21 protein-coding genes are annotated in these 19,580 nt (G+C 71.0%); 18 read left to right on the top strand and 3 right to left on the bottom strand.

Features of this window, described 5'->3' with window-relative positions; all coding sequences use genetic code 11:
- Positions 1 to 95: 95 nt before the first annotated feature.
- From ftsE to smpB, 3 genes are all read left to right on the top strand, one after another.
- Positions 96 to 1,202: a cell division ATP-binding protein FtsE gene (ftsE, locus tag AC3B5L_RS11485; protein WP_280571718.1), complete on the top strand. Its 1,107-nt coding sequence runs from the start codon at positions 96 to 98 to the stop codon at positions 1,200 to 1,202.
- The gene (ftsX, locus tag AC3B5L_RS11480; RefSeq protein ID WP_187661891.1) at positions 1,199 to 2,113 is read left to right on the top strand and encodes a permease-like cell division protein FtsX; all 915 of its coding nucleotides are present in this window, start codon (positions 1,199 to 1,201) and stop codon (positions 2,111 to 2,113) included. Before ftsE ends, ftsX begins: the two co-directional genes overlap by 4 nt.
- 68 nt (positions 2,114 to 2,181) lie before the next feature.
- The gene (gene smpB, locus AC3B5L_RS11475; protein ID WP_050722832.1) at positions 2,182 to 2,658 is read left to right on the top strand and encodes an SsrA-binding protein SmpB; all 477 of its coding nucleotides are present in this window, start codon (positions 2,182 to 2,184) and stop codon (positions 2,656 to 2,658) included.
- Between the two features lie 11 nt (positions 2,659 to 2,669).
- Here smpB and AC3B5L_RS11470 read toward each other — a convergent pair whose 3' ends face one another.
- Complete coding sequence (locus AC3B5L_RS11470; protein WP_490095765.1) at positions 2,670 to 4,532, bottom strand: S9 family peptidase; 1,863 nt, start codon at positions 4,530 to 4,532, stop codon at positions 2,670 to 2,672.
- A gap of 184 nt (positions 4,533 to 4,716) precedes the next feature.
- On the opposite strand from AC3B5L_RS11470, the gene AC3B5L_RS11465 reads away from it, so the two are divergent.
- Both AC3B5L_RS11465 and metE read left to right on the top strand, forming a co-directional pair.
- Entirely contained in the window at positions 4,717 to 5,664 is a 948-nt protein-coding gene (locus AC3B5L_RS11465) for a methylenetetrahydrofolate reductase (protein ID WP_259954189.1), read from the top strand.
- 21 nt (positions 5,665 to 5,685) lie between these two features.
- Positions 5,686 to 7,995, top strand: a complete 2,310-nt coding sequence (metE, locus tag AC3B5L_RS11460; protein WP_490095764.1) for a 5-methyltetrahydropteroyltriglutamate--homocysteine S-methyltransferase — start codon at positions 5,686 to 5,688, stop codon at positions 7,993 to 7,995.
- A gap of 64 nt (positions 7,996 to 8,059) precedes the next feature.
- On the opposite strand, the gene lexA is transcribed toward metE, so the two are convergent.
- Positions 8,060 to 8,746 (bottom strand): transcriptional repressor LexA, encoded by a 687-nt coding sequence (lexA, locus tag AC3B5L_RS11455; RefSeq protein ID WP_025105289.1) that lies wholly within the window; start codon positions 8,744 to 8,746, stop codon positions 8,060 to 8,062.
- Between the two features lie 306 nt (positions 8,747 to 9,052).
- On the opposite strand from lexA, the gene AC3B5L_RS11450 reads away from it, so the two are divergent.
- The 6 genes from AC3B5L_RS11450 to AC3B5L_RS11425 all read left to right on the top strand — a co-directional run bounded on the left by AC3B5L_RS11450 (position 9,053) and on the right by AC3B5L_RS11425 (position 13,466).
- On the top strand, positions 9,053 to 9,421 hold the full coding sequence (locus AC3B5L_RS11450; protein ID WP_187661886.1) for a LysM peptidoglycan-binding domain-containing protein: 369 nt from the start codon (positions 9,053 to 9,055) through the stop codon (positions 9,419 to 9,421).
- A gap of 73 nt (positions 9,422 to 9,494) precedes the next feature.
- Entirely contained in the window at positions 9,495 to 10,580 is a 1,086-nt protein-coding gene (locus AC3B5L_RS11445; protein ID WP_490095763.1) for a histidinol-phosphate transaminase, read from the top strand.
- Positions 10,577 to 11,194, top strand: a complete 618-nt coding sequence (gene hisB, locus AC3B5L_RS11440) for an imidazoleglycerol-phosphate dehydratase HisB (protein WP_060922523.1) — start codon at positions 10,577 to 10,579, stop codon at positions 11,192 to 11,194. Before AC3B5L_RS11445 ends, hisB begins: the two co-directional genes overlap by 4 nt.
- The gene (hisH, locus tag AC3B5L_RS11435) at positions 11,191 to 11,826 is read left to right on the top strand and encodes an imidazole glycerol phosphate synthase subunit HisH (RefSeq protein WP_268776860.1); all 636 of its coding nucleotides are present in this window, start codon (positions 11,191 to 11,193) and stop codon (positions 11,824 to 11,826) included. Before hisB ends, hisH begins: the two co-directional genes overlap by 4 nt.
- A gap of 112 nt (positions 11,827 to 11,938) precedes the next feature.
- Complete coding sequence (priA, locus tag AC3B5L_RS11430; protein ID WP_025105284.1) at positions 11,939 to 12,685, top strand: bifunctional 1-(5-phosphoribosyl)-5-((5-phosphoribosylamino)methylideneamino)imidazole-4-carboxamide isomerase/phosphoribosylanthranilate isomerase PriA; 747 nt, start codon at positions 11,939 to 11,941, stop codon at positions 12,683 to 12,685.
- A complete protein-coding gene (locus tag AC3B5L_RS11425) occupies positions 12,669 to 13,466 on the top strand; it encodes an SseB family protein (protein ID WP_187661882.1) in 798 nt (265 codons plus the stop codon). Before priA ends, AC3B5L_RS11425 begins: the two co-directional genes overlap by 17 nt.
- A gap of 18 nt (positions 13,467 to 13,484) precedes the next feature.
- On the opposite strand, the gene AC3B5L_RS11420 is transcribed toward AC3B5L_RS11425, so the two are convergent.
- On the bottom strand, positions 13,485 to 13,883 hold the full coding sequence (locus AC3B5L_RS11420) for a DUF1844 domain-containing protein (protein WP_060922526.1): 399 nt from the start codon (positions 13,881 to 13,883) through the stop codon (positions 13,485 to 13,487).
- A 233-nt stretch (positions 13,884 to 14,116) separates the two neighbouring features.
- Here AC3B5L_RS11420 and infC point away from each other — a divergent pair, with 233 nt between their 5' ends.
- The 7 genes from infC (at position 14,117) to AC3B5L_RS11385 (ending at position 19,371) form a co-directional block, all read left to right on the top strand.
- Positions 14,117 to 14,755: a translation initiation factor IF-3 gene (infC, locus tag AC3B5L_RS11415; RefSeq protein ID WP_370428515.1), complete on the top strand. Its 639-nt coding sequence runs from the start codon at positions 14,117 to 14,119 to the stop codon at positions 14,753 to 14,755.
- Positions 14,756 to 14,827: 72 nt separating this feature from the next.
- Positions 14,828 to 15,022, top strand: a complete 195-nt coding sequence (gene rpmI, locus AC3B5L_RS11410; protein WP_025105280.1) for a 50S ribosomal protein L35 — start codon at positions 14,828 to 14,830, stop codon at positions 15,020 to 15,022.
- Positions 15,023 to 15,053: 31 nt separating this feature from the next.
- The gene (rplT, locus tag AC3B5L_RS11405) at positions 15,054 to 15,440 is read left to right on the top strand and encodes a 50S ribosomal protein L20 (RefSeq protein ID WP_187661881.1); all 387 of its coding nucleotides are present in this window, start codon (positions 15,054 to 15,056) and stop codon (positions 15,438 to 15,440) included.
- 88 nt (positions 15,441 to 15,528) lie between these two features.
- The gene (locus AC3B5L_RS11400) at positions 15,529 to 16,341 is read left to right on the top strand and encodes a TrmH family RNA methyltransferase (RefSeq protein WP_259954182.1); all 813 of its coding nucleotides are present in this window, start codon (positions 15,529 to 15,531) and stop codon (positions 16,339 to 16,341) included.
- 22 nt (positions 16,342 to 16,363) lie between these two features.
- Positions 16,364 to 17,035, top strand: a complete 672-nt coding sequence (locus AC3B5L_RS11395; protein WP_268776862.1) for a response regulator transcription factor — start codon at positions 16,364 to 16,366, stop codon at positions 17,033 to 17,035.
- 3 nt (positions 17,036 to 17,038) lie between these two features.
- Positions 17,039 to 18,412, top strand: coding sequence for a sensor histidine kinase (locus tag AC3B5L_RS11390; RefSeq protein WP_363447830.1), 1,374 nt, complete (start codon positions 17,039 to 17,041; stop codon positions 18,410 to 18,412).
- On the top strand, positions 18,409 to 19,371 hold the full coding sequence (locus AC3B5L_RS11385; RefSeq protein ID WP_490095762.1) for a TAXI family TRAP transporter solute-binding subunit: 963 nt from the start codon (positions 18,409 to 18,411) through the stop codon (positions 19,369 to 19,371). The genes AC3B5L_RS11390 and AC3B5L_RS11385 overlap by 4 nt, the downstream gene beginning before the upstream one ends.
- Positions 19,372 to 19,580 lie beyond the last annotated feature (209 nt).

Here is a 19,580-nt window from a genome sequence, read left to right as displayed (position 1 = left end):
GGGCCGACGGGGGAGGAGGAAGAGCGGCACGGCGTGCCGCGCGGCGGGGTGTCGTGCCGGGGCGACGCCCGTGCCGCGCTTAGGCTCGAATCGCCATGATTCGGTTCGAGAACGTCACGAAACGCTACCGCGGGACGTCGAAGCCCGCCCTGTCCGGTGTCGACTTCGAGGTGCAGCGCGGGGAGTTCGTCTTCCTGGTCGGTGCCTCCGGGTCCGGCAAGTCCTCCTGTCTGCGCCTCATCCTCCGCGAGGACGTGCCGACGACGGGCCGTGTCGCCGTCCTCGGCCGCGACCTGAGGGCTCTGGCGAACCGTAAGGTGCCCTACTTCCGTCGGCACATCGGCTCGGTGTTCCAGGACTTCCGCCTGCTCCCGTCCAAGACCGTCCATCAGAACGTCGCCTTCACGCTGCAGGTCACCGGCTCGTCCCGGGGCTTCATCCAGCAGGCGGTTCCCGAGGCGCTCGCCCTCGTCGGGCTCGACGGCAAGGAGAAGCGCATGCCGCACGAGCTCTCCGGCGGCGAGCAGCAGCGCGTCGCGATCGCCAGGGCGCTCGTCAACCGTCCTCAGGTGCTGCTCGCCGACGAGCCCACCGGAAACCTCGACCCGGCGACCTCCGTCGACATCATGCAGCTGCTCGCCCGGATCAACGCGGGTGGCACGACAGTGCTCATGGCCACCCACGAGGCCGGGTTCGTCGACCAGATGCGCCGCCGCGTGATCGAGCTCCGTGACGGCGAGATGGTCCGCGACGAGGTGCACGGCGGATACGGCGACACCTCGAACATCCCGCGCCTGGTGCCGGAGGAGGTCCGCGGTGCCGCGGCCGCCGCAGCCCTCACGGCCGTGCAGGAGGTGCAGCGCCAGACCGCCGACCTCTCCGTGGTCCGCGCAGCCCTGGCGGAGGAGCTGGACGCCCAGCGCCGTGCCGCCGCCGCGTCTCCCGCGGTCACCAAGCCCGCCGCCGAACCCGCTCCGCAGGTGGTCGAGCCGCCGGAGCCCTCACGGGAGCCCGGCGTGGTCGAACCACCGGACGTCGTGCAGCCGCCGGCCGCGCCGCAGCCCGCTGCCGAGCGTCCCGCGCCCGCCGGTCCGCGCACGCATCCGATCGTGATCCCGGAGGTGGACGTCGCCGAGCTCGGCGTCGCCGACCGCCTCGGGCTGTCCGACCAGGACGACGAGGAAGTGGGCCCGACCTCATGAGAATCGGCCTGATCCTGACCGAGGCACTCGTCGGCCTGCGGCGCAACATCTCGATGGTCATCTCCGTCGTGCTCGTCACCTTCGTGTCGCTGACGTTCGTCGGCGCCGCGATCCTCATGCAGTCCCAGATCGGCGTCATGCGCGGCTACTGGGCCGAGCGCGCCCAGGTGGCCGTCTACATGTGCTCCGCGGTGTCGGAGTCGGACACCTGCGTCGACGGCGCGGCGAGCGAGGAGCAGGTCGCCGCCGTGCGCGCCCAGCTCGAGGGCGACGCGTTGTCGCCGCTCATCAGCTCCATGACCTTCGACACGAAGGAGGAGACCTACGCCAAGCTCGTCGAGCAGGTCGGGGAGGAGCAGGCCAGCGTGCTCTCGCCCGATCAGGCGTTCGAGGTCTTCTTCGTCACGATGAAGGACCCGGGCCAGTCGCAGGTCCTCGCCGAGGCCTTCAACGGCCAAGCCGGAGTGGAACAGGTCCAGGACCAGCTCCAATACCTCGAACCGCTGTTCTCCGCGCTCACCGTGGCGACGTACATCGCCGTCGGTATCGCGGTCCTCATGCTGATCGCCGCGACGCTTCTGATCGCCACCACCATCCGCTTGTCCGCCTATGCGCGGCGGAAGGAGATCGGGATCATGCGCCTGGTCGGCGCCTCGAACCGCTTCATCCAGACGCCGTTCGTGCTGGAGGGCGTCTTCGCCGCGTTGCTGGGCTCGGCTCTCGCGAGCGCGGCGGTCGTCGCCGGCATGCACTTCGGCGTGAACGGCTATCTCCGCGGACGGGTGCCGTTCATCACGACGTGGGTGACCATGCAGGACGCGATCCTCGTGGTCCCGGTCCTCGTCGGGATCGGCGTCGTGCTCGCGGCGCTCTCGGCCGGCTTCGCGATCCGGCGTTGGCTGCGCACCTGATACCCTGAAAGGCTGCTCGACCGATCCGCTGTCGAGCCGTCCACAGCACCACAGCACAGGAGATCATCATGCCCAGGGAACGCGGGGAGAAGGTCATCGCGACCAATCGTCGCGCGCGTCACGACTACAACATCGAGAAGTCGTACGAGGCGGGGATGGTGCTCACCGGCACCGAGGTGAAGTCGCTCCGTCAGGGGCGCGCGAACCTCAGCGACGGGTACGCGTTCGTGAAGGGCAACGAGGTCTTCCTCGATGCCGTGCACATCCCGGAGTACTCGCAGGGGCACTGGACGAACCACTCGGCCAAGCGCATCCGCAAGCTGCTCCTGCACCGGGAGGAGATCGCGAAGCTCGCCCACGCCGTCTCCGCGGGCGGGTACACGCTCATCCCGCTCAAGCTGTACTTCTCGGACGGTCGCGCCAAGGTCGAGATCGCCCTCGCGAAGGGCAAGCGCGAGTACGACAAGCGCCAGACCCTCCGTGAGCGTCAGGACACCCGCGAGGCCGAGCGCGCGATGCGCCTGCGCAACAGGGTCGGCGAGTAGCCCGAGCCGGCTCAGAGGCTCGGCGTGAAGCCGAACACCCGGCCGAGGAACGCGAGCTCCCGCTCCAGCGCGTCGACGATGGTCTCCGCGCTGCGGAACCCGTGGCCCTCGCCCGGGTACAGCACGTAGTCGTGGTCGATGCCGTTCGCCGCCAGAGCGTCGCGGATGGCCTCGGACTGGGACGGCGGCACGACGCGGTCCTCCCCGCCCTGCAGCAGCAGCACCGGAACGTCGATGCGGTCGGCGTGCGTCAGGGGCGAGCGCTCGATGTAGACGTCCTCGGCTGCGGGGAGCGGACCCACGAGGCCGTCGAGGTACGACGCCTCGAAGTCGTGGGTCTCGGCGGCGAGCAGCCGGAGATCCGCGACACCGTAGCGGCTGATGCCGGCCGCGAACGTGCCGCCCCGGACGAGTGCGGAGAGCACCGTCCAGCCGCCGGCCGAGCCCCCGCGGATGGCGATGCGGGTGGAGTCTGCCAACCCGGCGTCCGCGAGGCCGCGGGCCGCCGCGATCACGTCGTCCACGTCGACGATGCCCCACTGTCCCTGCAGACGGTCGCGGTAGGCGCGTCCATATCCCGTCGATCCGCCGTAGTTGACGTCGAGGACCCCGATGCCCCGGCTCGTGAAGAACGCGATGGAGGCGGAGGCCGCCCCGGTGACATGGGCGGTCGGACCGCCGTGCACGAGCACGATGTAGGGCGGCAGCTCCCCGTCGGCGCCGCGGGGGTCTCCGGGCGCGGCGGGCGGATAAGCGAACGCGTGCACGGGGCCGTGTGCCCCTTCCACGACGATCTGCTGCGCCCCCGGCATCCAGTCCTCGTCGACCGGAGCGCCACCGGTGATGGTCTCGACGGTCCCCCTGTCGACATCGACGCACCAGATGCCTGAGGTCACGCGCGAGCCGTCTCCGCTGAGCAGCACGCGGGAGCCGGCGACGTCGTCCACGCTGAGGTGCCCGTCGCCCGGCACCGTGATCGCCCGGGTCTCGCCGTCCGCGGACACGAGCTGCACCTCGTCGCGTCCATTCGTGCGCACCGCCACGAGGCGCCCGTCGGCCAGGACCTGGAACCAGCGGTTGCCGAGCACCCAGAGGCCGTATCCGGTATCCGCGTCCGACGAGGTCAGCGCGCGCGAGGCGCCGAGCCGGAGGCCGTCCAGTGCGAGGTGCTGGAGCTGCCAGCGCCCTGAAGCGTCGTCGGCGAACACGAGCGCGTCGTCGCCGCGCCACTCCGGCTGCAGGGCCGCGGAGGTGGGGACGCGGGTGACGGTCCCGCCGTCCACCGCCCCGATGGCGAGGGCGGCACTCTCCCACGGCATGCTGTCCGCCTGCCACTCGACCCAGGCCACCCGGCTGCCGTCCGGCGAGAGAGCGGGGTGGGCGAAGAACCCGGTGCCCTCCGCGATCACGCGCACCGCAGCCGCTTCGTCGGCGGCCGAGCCGTCCACGGGGATCTCCACGATCGCGCGGCGGTGCGGGGCGGCCGAGAGGTCTTCGCGGACCGCAAGCAGGCGGCCGCTCTGCACGCGCAGCCCGCCGTACGACGGGCCGGCGGCGGAGAGGGGGCGCGGCTCCGCGCCGCGGTCCATGCGGTGCACACGCTGGTCGGCGCCGGAGACGAAGTACAGGGTGTCGCCGTCGACGGTCCAGGCACCGCCCCCGTACTCGTGCACGCGGGAGCGGGCGCTCCAGGGTGCCGGGAGGATCTCCGCCCCCGTCGAGCTGCGCACCGTGACGCGTCCGCCCTCGGCGGGCACGGACTCGGCCCACCACACCTCATCGCCGACGAAGCGTGCTCCGTCGATGCGGGGAGCCGCTCCGGCGACGGCGGCGGCGGTGAAGGGGGAGGACCAGGAGCCGAACGGTGAGGACATGCGTCGAGCCTACGGGCGGTGACACACGACGTCACACTCGTGCGGCGGGCCGAGGGCGTGTTCTAGGTTTCTGGAAACGCCCGGTTGATCCCGGACGTGGAGCGACAGCCGAGCCCGGCACCCGCCCGCGAGCGACGTGCTCTTCGTCGTGCGCGGACCCCGGCCCCTGTCCCCTGGAGAGAAGATGTCTTCCCCGTTCGACGCCTCCCGCGCCTCCCGAGTGCCGTTCTCCTTCGAGCTGTATCCGCCCCGCTCGGAGTCGAGCCAGGAGGCGCTGCACGAGACCGTCCGTCACCTCGCCGCGGCCGGACCCGCGTTCCTCTCGGTGACCTATGGCGCCGGCGGCTCGACCGGGGGACGCTCGCTCGACGTGCTGCGGTTCATCCGCGAGCACACCGACGTCGAGCCCCTCGCCCATCTCACGTGCGTCGGCAACACCTATGCCGGGGCCACGGCGCTCATCCGGGAGTTCCTCGACGCCGGGATCCTCCGCTTCCTCGCCCTCCGCGGCGATCCGCCCGCGGGCCGGACGGAGCCCTTCCTCGGCGACCTGGAGAGCGCGGCTCAGCTCGTGCAGCTCATCGATCGCGTCCAGGCCGAACGTGCTCCGTACCAGGAGTCCCCGGTCCCCGGCCTTCCCGGAGCCGCGCTGGTGGCCCCCCGGCAGAAGGTCGACATCGCGGTCGCGGCCTTCCCGAAGGGGCACCCGCGGGCCACGCACCGCACCCAGGACGTGGAGGCTCTGCTCGCCAAGCAGGCGGCGGGGGCGACCTTCGCCATCACCCAGCTCTTCTTCCACCCGGACGACTACCTCGCCTTCGTGGAGCGAGCTCGAGCGGGCGGCGTCACCATCCCGATCCTTCCCGGCATCATGCCGATAACCTCACCTGCCCGGCTGGCCCGGGTGCTGGAGCTCACGGGGGAGGACCTGCCGAGCGAGCTCTCGGTCGCCCTCGACGTCGAGCCCACCGCCGAGGGGCGTCGGGAGATCGGGATCTCGTGGGCCGCGCGCCTCGCCGCCGACGTCGTCGCCGGCGGCGCCCCCGGCGTCCACCTGTACGCCTTCAACCAGCACGAGACCGTCCTGACCGTCCTCGCCGAAGCCGGCATCGTCCCGGCGCTCCGGCACTAGTCCCCGCCGAAAGGAAACACCATGACCGCATTCCCCGAGGGCACCATCCTCGGCTATCCCCGCATCGGCCGCCGCCGCGAGCTCAAGAAGGCCGTCGAGGCGTTCTGGGCGGGCCGCATCGACGAGCAGGAGCTGGAGCGGACGGCAGCGGACCTGCGCGCGGCGACCCGTGAACGCCTGGCCGCCCTCGGCCTCGGTCGCACGGACTCGTCGATCCCGGAGTCCTTCTCGTTCTACGACCAGGTGCTCGATGCCGCCGCCACGGTCGGCGCCATCCCCGCGCGCTTCGACGACCTGCGGGAGGCGGACGGGACGATCGGACTCACCGCACTGTTCACCGTCGCCCGCGGCGAGGGGGAGCGCGCGCCGCTGGAGATGACGAAGTGGTTCGATTCGAACTACCACTACCTCGTGCCGGAGATCGGCCCGGAGACGGTGTTCTCCCTCGCCAGCGACCGGCTGGTGCGCGAGGTCGCCGAGGCCGCGGCCGCCGGATTCGTCACGCGTCCCGTGGTCGTCGGACCGGTCACGCTGCTGGCGCTCGCGAAGGCGTCGGACGACGCGCCGGAGGGCTTCGAGCCGCTCTCGCGTCTGGAGGACGTGCTGCCGGTCTACGTCGATCTGCTCGCCCGCCTGCGCGCCGCGGGTGCCGAGTGGGTGCAGCTCGACGAGCCCGCGCTCGTCAGCGAGTCGCTGCCGGCCACGACCGCCCAACTCGCCTCGGCGGCGGAGCGCGCGCTCGCGGTGCTGGGCAGCGCCGAGGAACGTCCCTCGATCCTCGTCGCGGCCCCGTATGCGAGCCTCGGCGAGACGTTCGGGACCGTGGCCGCGGCCCCCATCGAGGCGATCGCCGTCGACCTCGTGCGCGGTGCCGTCCCGGAGGCGGTGCCCGGCCTCGAGGGCAAGACCCTCGTCGGCGGTGTGATCGACGGTCACAACATCTGGCGTGGCGACCTCTCCGCGGCGTTCGACTCCCTGGCGGCGCTCCGCGCGCTCGGTGCACCGGTGTCCGCGGCCACCTCGACCTCGCTGCTGCACGTGCCGCACGACGTGCAGGACGAGACCGCGCTCGACGAGCGCCTGGTGTCCTGGCTCGCGTTCGCGGACCAGAAGGTGCAGCAGGTCGTGACCCTCGCCCGCGGTCTGTCCGAAGGGCGCACGGCGATCGCGACCGAGCTGGACGCCGCGACCGCTGCGCTGCAGGATCGCCTGAGCGCTCCCGGCGTGCGCGACGGTGCGGTGCGTTCCCGTGCGCTGACCGACGCCGACTTCGCCCGTGCTCCGTACGCGGAGCGGGAAGAGGCGCAGAATGTCCTCGGCCTGCCGGTGCTGCCCCTGACGACGATCGGCTCCTTCCCGCAGACCGGCGACATCCGCCGCGCACGCGCGCAGTTCCTCCGCGGCGAGATCCCCGAGGACGACTACGAGGAGTTCCTCCGCCGTGAGGTCGCCGCGGTCGTCTCCCTGCAAGAGGACCTCGGTCTCGACGTCCTCGTGCACGGCGAACCCGAGCGGAACGACATGGTGCAGTACTTCGCCGAGCACCTCGACGGCTTCGCGGTCACGCAGCACGGCTGGGTGCAGTCGTACGGCTCACGAGCCACGCGTCCGTCGATCCTCTGGGGCGATGTCTCCCGCCCGGAGCCCATCACGGTCGCCTGGTCGGCATACGCCCAGTCGCTCACCGCGAAGCACATGAAGGGCATGCTCACGGGGCCGGTCACCATCCTCGCGTGGTCCTTCGTCCGCGACGACCAGCCTCTGGGGGAGACCGCGAACCAGGTCGCGCTCGCCCTCCGCGACGAGATCGCCGATCTGGAGGCCGCGGGCATCCAGGTGATCCAGGTCGACGAGCCGGCGCTGCGCGAGCTGCTGCCGCTGAAGCAGACCGACCAGCCCGCGTACCTGGACTGGTCCGTCGCCTCGTTCCGTCTGGCGACGGGCGGCGCCGCGGCGGCCACGCAGGTGCACACCCACCTCTGTTACTCGGAGTTCGGCGTCGTGATCGACGCGATCCGTGCGCTCGACGCCGACGTGACGTCGATCGAGGCGGCCCGCAGCCGCATGGAGGTCGTCGCGGACATCGCCGAGGTCGGCTTCGACCACGGCATCGGCCCCGGTGTCTACGACATCCACTCGCCGCGTGTGCCGACGGTCGAGGAGGTCGAGTCCCTGCTGCGTCGCGCGGTCGAGGAGATCCCGCTCCGTCAGCTCTGGGTGAACCCGGACTGCGGCCTGAAGACCCGCGGCTACGCCGAGACCACGGCATCGCTGCGGAACATCGTCGAGGCCACCCGCCGGGTGCGCGAGGACGTGGTGGTCACCGCCTGACACTCCTGCTCAGCGAGACGACGAAGGCCCTCCCGGTGCGCCGGGAGGGCCTTCGTCGTGTGTCTCAGACGGCGCGCATGACCGCGACGACCTTGCCGAGCACGACGGCTTCGTCGCCCAGGATCGGCTCGAACGCGGAGTTGCGGGGGAGCAGCCAGGTGTGGCCGTCGCGACGACGAAGCACCTTGACGGTGGCCTCGCCGTCGAGCATGGCGGCGACGATCTCGCCGTTCTCCGCGGTGTTCTGCGACCGGACCACGACCCAGTCCCCGTCGCAGATCGCGGCGTCGATCATCGACTCGCCGGAGACCTTGAGCATGAAGAGGTCGCCCTTGCCGACGAGCTGCCGGGGGAGCGGGAAGATCTCCTCCACCTGCTGATCGGCGGTGATGGGCACGCCGGCGGCGATGCGGCCGACCAGCGGGACCAGGGCGGCGTCGCCGACCGGGGTCGCCACATCCGCGGGGTTCTCCGCACCGGTGCCGGGAAGGTCGATGAGGACCTCCATGGCGCGCGTCTTGCCCGGGTCGCGCCGCAGGTAGCCGCTGAGCTCGAGCTGACCGAGCTGGTGCGTGACGCTGGACAGCGACTTGAGTCCGACGGCGTCGCCGATCTCGCGCATGCTCGGCGGGTAGCCGTTCTGTGCGATGGAGGCCTGGATGACCTCGAGGATCGCCATCTGCTTCGGGCTGAGGCTCTTGCGACGGCGGGTGCGCGGCGCCTCGGACTCGAGGGCTGAGGTGTCGCTCATGGTGCTCCTTCACTGCGTGATCCGACGTGCCTTCACTGCGTGATCCGACGTGCCGCTTCGAATGTCGGTGGCCCGTGGTGGGGTGTCCTTATCGAAACCGTATCCGAGAAAAGCGCGGATCTGGAAGATCTGTTCGAGCGTGTCGGGCGATTCGCGGGCCGCGGTTTCGAAGACAGCTTGACAGATGTTCGAACTCGAAGATATCTTCGGAACGTAGCTTCGCATCCACGGCTCCCGGCCGAGGCGCGGATGCGAAAGCTACGCCAACCTCCCCGGGCTCCGGCGCCGGGACAGTAAGGAGCAGACATGAGCAGCATCAGCCTCAGCACCGCGACCGCCTTCCCGGCATCGGCCCGTCCGGCCACCCGGCTGCGGATCACGGCACGCGGCCGCCGCGCTCTGCTCGCGCTCGCCTCGGTCCCGCTCGCAGCGGGCATCGCCTTCGCCGCCATCAGCGGGGGCAGTGCGATCGCCTCCGGCGCGGACGCACCGGCCGTCTCCGTCGAGACCGTCACGGTCATGCCCGGCGACACCCTCTGGTCGATCGCGAGCAGCATCGCCCCCGAGGCCGACCCCCGCGAGGTCATCGGTGAGATCAGCCGCATGAACCTCCTGCGCGGCGGCGAGCTGCAGGTCGGTCAGGAGCTCGCGCTCCCGGCCCGCTACACCGACTGACGCGGAGCCCGAGTCCTCCGATCCGGTCGTCACGATGACCTCGGCTCTCCGTGCTCCTCTTAAGATGGGAAGGGTGACCTTCTCCCTCAACGATCTCCCGCTCCGCGACGATCTGCGCGGACTCACCCCGTACGGCGCGCCCCAGGCCCCGCTGCCGGTGGCTCTGAACGTGAACGAGAACACGCATCCCGTTCCCGACGAGGTCGCCAGCGACATCCTCGATGACATCGCCGTGGCGATCCGGGACGTGAACCGGTACCCGGATCGTGAGTTCACGACGCTGCGGGAGGCCTTCGCCGACTACCTGGGTCACGGCCTCACGCCGGAGCAGATCTGGGCGGGAAACGGCTCCAACGAGGTGCTGCAGCACATCTTCCAGGCTTTCGGCGGTCCGGACCGCACGGCATTCGGCTTCGGCCCGACGTACTCGATGTACCCGCTCATCGCGAAGGGCACAGGGGCGTCGTGGATCGCCGGCACCCGGCAGCCGGACTACACCGTCACCGCGGAGGAGGCCGCGGAGCAGGTCAGTGCGGCCGACCCGGACATCGTGATCCTTTGCTCGCCGAACAATCCGACGGGCACGCCGCTGGGGCTCGACGTGGTGGAGGCCGTCTACGACGCCGCCCGTGGCGTGGTGATCGTCGACGAGGCCTATCAGGAGTTCGCGCCGCGCGATGCCCCGTCTGCACTGACTCTGCTGGAGGGCCGGCCGCGGCTGGCGGTCTCCCGCACCATGAGCAAGGCCTTCGCCTTCGCCGGTGCCCGTGTCGGCTACCTCGCCGCCGACCCCGCGTTCATCGACGCGCTGCGTCTGGTGCGCCTGCCCTACCACCTGAGCGCCCTGACGCAGGCGGCGGCCGTCGCCGCGCTCCGCAATGCCGACGTCATGCTCGGGATGGTGCAGGAGATCGTGGAGCAGCGCGACCGGATCACGGCCACGCTGGAGGCCCTCGGCTACACGCCCCACCTCTCGTGGTCCAACTTCGTGCTGTTCGGCGGCGTCGCGGACCCGCAGGCCACCTGGCAGCAGCTCTACGATCGCGGTGTGCTCGTCCGTGACGTCGGCATCCCCGGTCACCTGCGGGTGAGCGCCGGTACGGAGGCGGAGACCACGGCGTTCCTGGACGCCCTGGCCTCGATAGGATCGGCATCATGACCATCCCCGCGCCCACCGCACGCACCGCGAGCCGCGTGCGCAGCACGTCGGAGTCCACCGTCGAGGTCGAGCTCAACCTGGACGGTACCGGCGCGAGCCGCATCGACACCTCGGTGCCGTTCTTCGACCACATGCTCACGGCGTTCGCGAAGCACTCGCTGACGGATCTCACCGTGCGGGCGTCCGGCGACACCCACATCGACGCGCACCACACCGTGGAAGACGTCTCGATCGTGCTCGGTCAGGCGATCCTCGCCGCGCTCGGGGACAAGTCCGGCATCTCCCGCTACGGCGACGCCCTCGTCCCCCTGGACGAGGCGCTCGCGCAGGCGGTCGTCGACATCTCCGGTCGCCCGTACCTCGTGCACGAGGGTGAACCCGCGGGCTTCGAGCACCACCTGATCGGCGGGCACTTCACCGGATCGCTCGTCCGGCACGTCTTCGAAGCCATCACCTTCAACGCCGCCCTCACCGTGCACGTCCGGGTCCTGGGCGGGCGCGACCCGCACCACATCGCCGAGGCCGAGTTCAAGGCGTTCGCGCGGGCGTTCCGTCAGGCGAAGGCGCTGGATCCCCTCGTCGACGGCATCCCGTCCACCAAGGGAGCCTTGTGAGCGCCGCGCCCCGGGTCGCCGTCTTCGACTACGAATCCGGCAACGTCCACTCCGCGGTCAAGGCGCTCGTCGCCGCGGGAGCCGACGCCGTCCTCACGCGCGACCGCACCGAGGCTCTCGAGGCCGACGGGTTCGTCGTGCCCGGCGTCGGAGCCTTCCAGGCCGTGCGGGACGCCCTGCAGGCTCACGGCGGTGACGAGATCATCGGCCGTCGTCTCGCGGGCGGTCGACCGGTGCTGGGTATCTGCGTCGGCATGCAGGTGCTCTTCGAGCACGGCGTCGAACGTGGGCACGACACCGCGGGCCTCGGCGAGTGGCCGGGCGCCGTGACGGAGCTCAACGCCCCTGTCCTGCCACACATGGGCTGGAACACCGTGGAACCGGGGGAGGACACCGTCCTGTTCCGCGGGATCGAGCAGGAGCGCTTCTACTTCGTGCACTCCTATGCGGCGCAGTCCTGGGAGCTCGATGTGATCCCGCCGTTCCCCCAGCCCGTGCTCACCTGGGCGACCTACGGCGGTCCCTTCCTCGCGGCCGTGGAGAACGGCCCGCTCTCGGCGACGCAGTTCCACCCCGAGAAGTCCGGAGACGCCGGCATCCAGCTGCTCCGGAACTGGGTGCAGAGCCTCTGATCCGGGGCCGCGTCGGCGCCGGGCGTCATGCGGTTTGTCCCGCGCCCCGCGGCGGACTACCCTCGTCTCTCGTGCCCTCTCGGGCCGCAGACCCACCCGAACCAAGGACCCCATGAACGACTTCGCGCAGTCCCCCTCGCTCACGCTCCTCCCCGCGGTCGACGTCGCCGGCGGCAAGGCGGTCCGTCTGACCCAGGGGGAGGCGGGCACGGAGACGAGCTACGGCGACCCGCTCGACGCCGCGGGGGAGTGGGTCTCGCAGGGAGCCTCCTGGATCCACCTCGTCGACCTCGACGCGGCGTTCGGACGCGGCAGCAACGCCCCGATCCTGCGCAAGGTCATCAAGCAGTTCAAGAACGTCAACGTCGAGCTCTCCGGCGGCATCCGGGACGATGCGAGCCTGGAGGCGGCTCTGGAGAGCGGCGCCGCCCGCATCAACCTCGGCACCGCCGCCCTGGAGAACCCGGAGTGGGCCGCCGACGTGATCAGCCGCTTCGGCGAGGCGATCGCAGTCGGCCTCGACGTGCGCGGCACCACGCTCGCGGCGCGGGGCTGGACGAAGGAGGGCGGTGACCTCTGGGAGGTGCTCGAGCGCCTCGAGGACGCCGGCTGCAGCCGCTACGTTGTCACCGACGTGACCAAGGACGGCACGCTGCGCGGTCCGAACCTGGAGCTCCTGCGTGAGGTCACCTCGCGTACGCCGAAGCCGGTCGTCGCGTCGGGCGGCATCTCGAACCTCGACGACATCGCCGCCCTGCGCGACCTCGTGCCGCTGGGCGTCGAGGGCGCCATCGTCGGCAAGGCGCTGTACGCGGGCGCCTTCACGCTGGCGGAGGCCCTGGATGTCGCCGGAGACTGACCCCCACGCCTGCGGGCCGGAGCCGCACAACCGGGCCGACTCGGCCGGGGTCCCCTGGGAGGGGCGCAGCTTCGAGTCGAATCCGCACGCCGCGGACGACGGCTCGGCGGACCCTGCTCTTCTCGCCGCCCTGCTCCGCTTCCGCGCGGGGGAGGGGAGTCAGACGGAGGTCGTCGACGCGTTCCGCTCCGCGCGGGTGCTCATCCCGCTGATCGCCGAGAAGGGTGAGGAGGGGGTGGCCCCCAGCGGCCTCGCGGTGGACAAGACGCAGGAGCTGTCGATCGTCACCGTCGCCGCACCGGACGGGCGCCGCGTCCAGCCGGTGTTCTCATCGGTCGAGACGATGCAGCGCTGGGACCCGTCGGCGCGACCCATCCCTGTCGAGGCCGTCCGCGCCGCGCTGGCCGCATCGTCGGAGGATACCGACCTGATCGTGCTCGACCCGACCTCGGACACGGAGTTCGTGATCCGGCGACCCGCCGTCTGGGCCGTGGCGCAGGGGCACGCGTGGGAACCGAGCTTCCTCTCGCCCGAGGTGGTCACCGCGCTCCGGGAGAGCATCGCCCACGAACTCGCCGTGATCGACGTCGCGGTCGCGCCCGGTGACCCGGATGCGCGGCTGCGCGGGCCGGAGCTCATCGTGGTGCTGGAGCTCGTCGACGGCCTAGAGCGCGAGGTCCTGGATGCGGTGCTCGCGCGCCTCGCCCAGCGGTGGGCGGCGGATGACCGCATCGCCGTCCTCGCCGACTCGCTGACGGTCAAGCTCCGCCGCAGCGTCTGAGGCGGAGCTCCGACCGGATCAGGTGACGGGGCCGGTCCACTTCTCGCCGGGGCCCTTGCCGATCGGGTCCGGGATGGTCGAGGCCTCGCGGAAGGCGAGCTGCAGCGAACGGAGGCCGTCACGCAACGAGCGGGCGTGCATGTCGCTGATCTCGGGGGCGCCGGCGGTGATGAGTCCCGCCAGCGCGTTGATGAGCTTGCGCGCCTCGTCCAGGTCGAGCTGAGCCGCGGCCTCCGGGTCGTCCGCCAGGCCGAGCTTGACGGCGGCAGCACTCATGAGGTGCACGGCGGCGGTGGTGATCACCTCGACGGCCGGGACGTCGGCGATGTCGCGGACGGCCGAGGAGGCCGCTTCTTCCTGCCGAGCCCATCGCTCCTCGCGCTCGCGGGCCGCCTCGTCCGATGCCTGGTTCGTCACTTCGCCTTGCTTTCTGTTAGACTTTGGCGGGCTCCGGAGCGTCATGCTCCGGAACGAAAGAGGATTCACTTCCCACCCGCGCTTGCCGTTCCAGGCTACCGGGTCTTGCGCTCCGCCGGCTCCGCTCGTCACGAGGGGACCGGTAGACAGGGTGCGGAGCCGGCGTCTGAGAGCCGGCGGGTGGGGGACGACTCCGATTTCGCCCGAGATGCAGACAGCATCACGGTGGCCGAATCACATCGTCTAAGGAGCTCCGCATCAGCGATCCCCGTACCAATGAGCGCATCCGCGTCCCCGAGGTCCGCCTCGTCGGCCCCGCGGGTGAGCAGATCGGCGTTGTCCGCATCGAGGCAGCGCTGCGTCTCGCACAGGAAGCCGATCTCGACCTCGTCGAGGTCGCCCCGAACTCGAAGCCGCCCGTCGTCAAGATCATGGACTACGGCAAGTTCAAGTACGAGGCCGCGCAGAAGGAAAAGGAAGCGCGTCGCAACCAGGCGAACACGATCCTCAAGGAAGTCCGCTTCCGTCTGAAGATCGAGGCGCACGACTACACGACGAAGCTCAAGCGCGCCGAGGGCTTCCTCAAGGCCGGTGACAAGGTCAAGGCCATGATCCTCTTCCGCGGTCGCGAGCAGTCGCGTCCCGAGCAGGGTGTGCGTCTGCTGCGCAAGTTCGCCGAGGACGTCGCCGAGTTCGGCACCGTCGAGTCGAACCCGACCATCGACGGCCGCAACATGGTCATGGTCGTCGCGCCGCACAAGAGCAAGTCCGAGGCGAAGCAGGAGCAGAACGCCGTGCGCGCCGCGAACAAGCAGGCCGCGCGCGATGCGAAGAACGACGCGGACGCTTCCGCGGACGCCCCGGCGGAGTAGATCCGCCCCCAGAACTCCCGCACCGCGGGTTGACACCGTCGCCTGAGAAGGCGCCATACGAAGGAAGAGAAGATGCCGAAGCAGAAGACCCACTCGGGTGCTAAGAAGCGCTTCAAGATCACCGGCAGCGGCAAGCTGAAGAAGCAGCAGGCCGGGATGCGCCACAACCTCGAGCACAAGTCGAGCCGTCGCACCCGCCGTCTGAACCAGGACCAGGTGCTCGCGAAGGCGGACTTCAAGGTCGCGAAGAAGCTTCTCGGTCGCTGACGCGCCGAACGCACGATAGGAACACAGGAAAATGGCAAGAGTCAAGCGGGCGGTCAACGCCCACAAGAAGCGTCGGGTCATCCTCGAGCGCGCCTCCGGCTACCGCGGTCAGCGTTCGCGCCTCTACCGGAAGGCCAAGGAGCAGGTCATCCACTCCCTGGTCTACTCGTACCGGGACCGTCGCAAGCGCAAGGGCGACTTCCGTCGTCTCTGGATCCAGCGCATCAACGCCGCTGCCCGCCAGAACGGCATGACGTACAACCGCTTCATCCAGGGTCTCAACCTCGCGGGTGTCACGGTCGACCGTCGCATGCTCGCCGACCTCGCGGTGAACGATGCCGCGACGTTCACGACGCTGGTCGAGACGGCGAAGAAGGCTCTGCCCTCCGACGTCAACGCGCCGAAGTCGGTCGCGTAAGCATCTCGCTTCCGAACGGGCGTCTTCCTCCGGGAAGGCGCCCGTTCCGCGTATCCGGGCGGTGGCGGGCTGACCGTAGACTGAGTCCGTGCTGGAGAACCCCCGTTCCCCCCGAGTCCGTGCCGTCGCCAAGCTGACCAAGCGCAGCGCGCGTACCGAGACCGGGCTGTTCCTGTTGGAAGGTCCGCAGTCCGTCCGTGAGGCGCTGACGTACCGTCCGGAGGCGATCATCGAGCTGTTCGCGACCCCCCACGGGTGGGAGAGGCACGCGGACATCCGTGCCGCGGCGGCGGAGGCGGACGTCGAGGTCGAGTACGTGAGCGAGGACGTGCTCAACGCGATGGCCGACACGGTGACGCCGCAGGGGCTGGTCGCCGTCGTCCGGCAGACGCCGACCTCCGTGCGCGACATCTTCGATGCCGCACCGCGTCTGGTCGCCATCTGCGAGGAGGTGCGCGACCCCGGCAACCTCGGCACCATCATCCGGGCCGCCGACGCCGCCGGCGCCGACGCCGTCGTGCTCACGGGCCGCACGGTCGATCCTTACAACCCCAAGGTCGTGCGGGCGACGACGGGCTCGCTCTTCCACCTTCCGGTCTCCGTGGGTGGGGACCTCGACGAGGTCGTGCGACGTGCGCACGATGCGGGCCTGCAGATCCTCGCGGCCGACGTGAAGGGGGATGACCTCCTCGCAGCCCGCGCCGACGGTGTGCTCGGCGAGCCGACCGCCTGGCTGTTCGGCAACGAGGCGCGCGGACTCGAGGACGAGGCGCTGACACGGGCCGACCGGGTCCTGCGGCTGCCGATCTTCGGACGCGCGGAGTCGCTCAACCTGGCCACCGCGGCGAGCGTGTGCCTGTACGAGAGCGCGTTCGCCCAACGCGCCGCCGCCACCGGCTGACCGGCGACGGACGGGACGCAGGATGCGGATTCTCATCGTCGAGGACGACGAGCGGGTGGCGGGGGCCTTGCAGGCCTTCCTCGCGCGCTCGGGCTATGCCACCGTGCACGCCGCCGACGGGGCGACCGCGCTGGAGCACCTCGACGCCGACACCGAGGTGGTGCTGCTGGACCTCGGGCTGCCGGACGTCGACGGGATCGACCTCTGCCGTCGCATCCGGGGGCGGTCCGACGTCCCGATCGTGATCGTCACCGCGCGGAACCAGGTCGCCGAGCGCATCAAGGGGCTGCGGGCCGGGGCCGATGACTTCGTGGTGAAGCCGTACGACGTGCACGAACTCCTGGCGCGGATCGAGGCGGTCACCCGGCGATCACGGCCGCTGCGCACGGAACCGGATACCCGGGTGCTGCTGCACGACGGGGCGGTGCAGATCGACCTCGTGGCGCGGGAGGTGCAGGTCGGCGGGGTGCCGCTGGCGCTCACCCGCAAGGAGTTCGACATCGTGGGCGTGCTCGCCCGGTATCCGGGTGTGGCGGTGCCGAAGGAGCGCCTCATCCGCGAGGTCTGGAACACCGATTGGCGCGGCTTCGGCCACTCGCTCGAGGTGCACGTGGCGGCCATCCGGAAGAAGAGCGGGGACCGCGCGTTCATCGAGACGGTGCGCGGCGTCGGCTATCGGCTCGCGGGGTCCTGACGCGTGCGCCGCCGCCTGACCGTGGTCTTCCTCGTGCCGCTGATCGTCGTGCTCGTCGCGCTGGGCGGCGTGACCGGGTGGAGCGCGGCGCGCAGCGTCCAGCAGTCGTTCTACGCGGAGCAGCTCGGCGACCTCGGCTACTTCGCGACGAGCGCCAGGCAGGCGCTCCGCTCCGGGAGCCCGGCGGTGATGGACGCCGAGGTCCGCCGCTTCCAGGAGGTGTACGGGATCGAGGTGACCGTGTTCGATCTCACCGGCAGCCCGTGGGCGGCGGGGGATCACGGCGACACGGTCCTGTCGGAGGAGGACGCGCAGCGGGTACGGCTGGCGCTCTCCGGACGCCGCGCCGAACAGCCGACCTCCTCCGCATGGGTCGTGTCCGACGCGGCGCTCGTGGAGCCGGTGTTCGACGACGGCGACGTGATCGGCGCCGTGCTCGTGAGCGGAGGAACGGAGACGCCGCAGACCGTCATCCTGCGCCAGACGCTCGTGCTCGGCGTGATCGTCGTGCTGCTGTGCGCGCTCGGCATCCTCCTGGTCGCCGGGCTGGCGCGCTGGGTGCTCTCCCCGGTGCGCCGCCTCGACGAGACGATGGCGGCGATCGAGCGCGGGGAGATGGACGCCCGCGTGGCCGAGGGCACCGGGCCGCCCGAGCTGCGGCGCATGACGCGTGTGTTCAACGGCATGGCCGATGAGATCGAGCGCGTCATGACCCGGCAGCAGGAGTTCGCGCTGAACGCCTCGCACGAGCTGCGGAATCCGCTCAACGCGTTGCTGCTGCGCGTCGAGCACCTCGCGACGGGCCTGGGACGCGAGTGGGACCACGACGTCGAGGAGACGAGGGAGGAGGGCCGGCGGATGACCCGCATCCTGGAGACCCTCCTCGGACTCGCCCGCGGCGGTCGCACCGACTCCACGATGTCCGCGGTCGATCTGGCCGCTGTCGCAGCCCGCCGGGTGGAGGCCTGGCAGGAGGTGGCGGCGCAGCGGGCCATCGGGCTGCGCCCCACGGGGGAGCCGTCGGTCATGACGATCACCGACCGCACCATCGTGGAGAGTGCGCTCGATGCCGCGATCGACAACGCGGTGAAGTACTCGCCGGAGGGCTCGTCCATCGAGGTCGGCGCGCGGCGCGTGGGCGGCGAATGCCACCTCACCGTGCGCGACCACGGCCCTGGTCTGTCTCCGGAGGACGCCTCGTCGGCGGCGGACCGCTTCTGGCGGAGCGCGGACAGCGGCGACATGCCGGGGACCGGGCTCGGGCTCGCGATCGCGACCGACCTCCTCGCGACGGTCGGGGGCGAGCTGCGGGTGCGCGGCGCCGATGGCGGCGGGCTCCTCGTGGCCCTCGTCCTCCCCGCGGAGGCGGCGGCATGAGCGGGCGGGGACGGCGTGTCATGGCCGGGATGCTCGCGCTCGTGACGGCGGTCGCGTTGAGCGCGTGCAGTCCGCGTTCCGAGGGATGGACGGACACCGTCGCCGTGATCGCCGCGGGCAGCCCCACCGGGGTCTACCACGACTACGGCAGTCGCCTGGCGGTCGAGCTGTCGCGCGAGCTGGACGTCGATCTCACGGCGGAGGAGACCGCCGGATCGGTCGACAACCTGCTGCGGGTGAGTGCGGGGGAGGCGCTCCTCGGCTTCGCGCAGGGCGATGCCGCGGCCGACGCCGTGGCCGGAACGGGAGCCTTCGCCGAGCCGCTGGACGTGCAGGCGGTCGCCCGTCTCTACGACGAGTACCTGCAGATCGTCGTGCGCGACGACTCGGCCCTCGACGACCTCGCGGACCTCGCCGGCGGGACGATCTCCCTCGGAGCCGAGAACTCGGGGGTGAACGTGATCGCGACCCGGGTGCTGCACGCCGCCGGCGTGGCCGCGGATACGATCGACGATCCGCAGCTCGACCTCGGCGGGTCCATCGCCGCCATGGAGCGCGGGGAGATCGACGGCTTCTTCTGGGTGGGCGGACTGCCGACGCCCGGCATCACCGATCTGGCCGAGACCGTCGACGTCCGTCTGCTCCCGGTCGAGCAGGACTGGGTCAATGCGGTCAACGAGCGGTACTCCCATGCGTATCGGCCCGCCGACGTGCCCGCGGGCACCTACGGCCTCGATGCCTCCGTGATGACGTTGGCGGTGCCGAACTACCTCGTCACCGCCGGCAGCACCCCGCCCGGCGTCGTGCACGACCTCGTCGCGGGCCTGTTCGCGGCGCGCACCACGTTGGCCGCCGACGTCCCGGCGGCAGCGTTGCTGGACCGGCGGTCCGCGATCTTCACCGGGCCGGTGCCCCTGCACCCCGGTGCGGAGGAGTACTACCGCGGCCTGCGCCGGTGACGGGCGTCCCCTCAAGAAATCCTCAAGATCCCTGACAGGCGTCGGCGCGCTCTGCCAGGGTGAGGTCGATCGCACACGATCGGACACCTGCTGCCTGCTGTCGCTGGGAGCGTGGCAGCAGGGCGATCCCGCGGCCCGAGGGGGCGGGCCGTGGGGCGCCCCTGCGAGGATGCATTGGCGCCGCGATCAGGTGATTACGAACGTGTAAA

The organism is Microbacterium sp. C-MGS6 (genome assembly GCF_058140415.1).
This window is presented reverse-complemented; position numbering and strand designations above follow the sequence as displayed.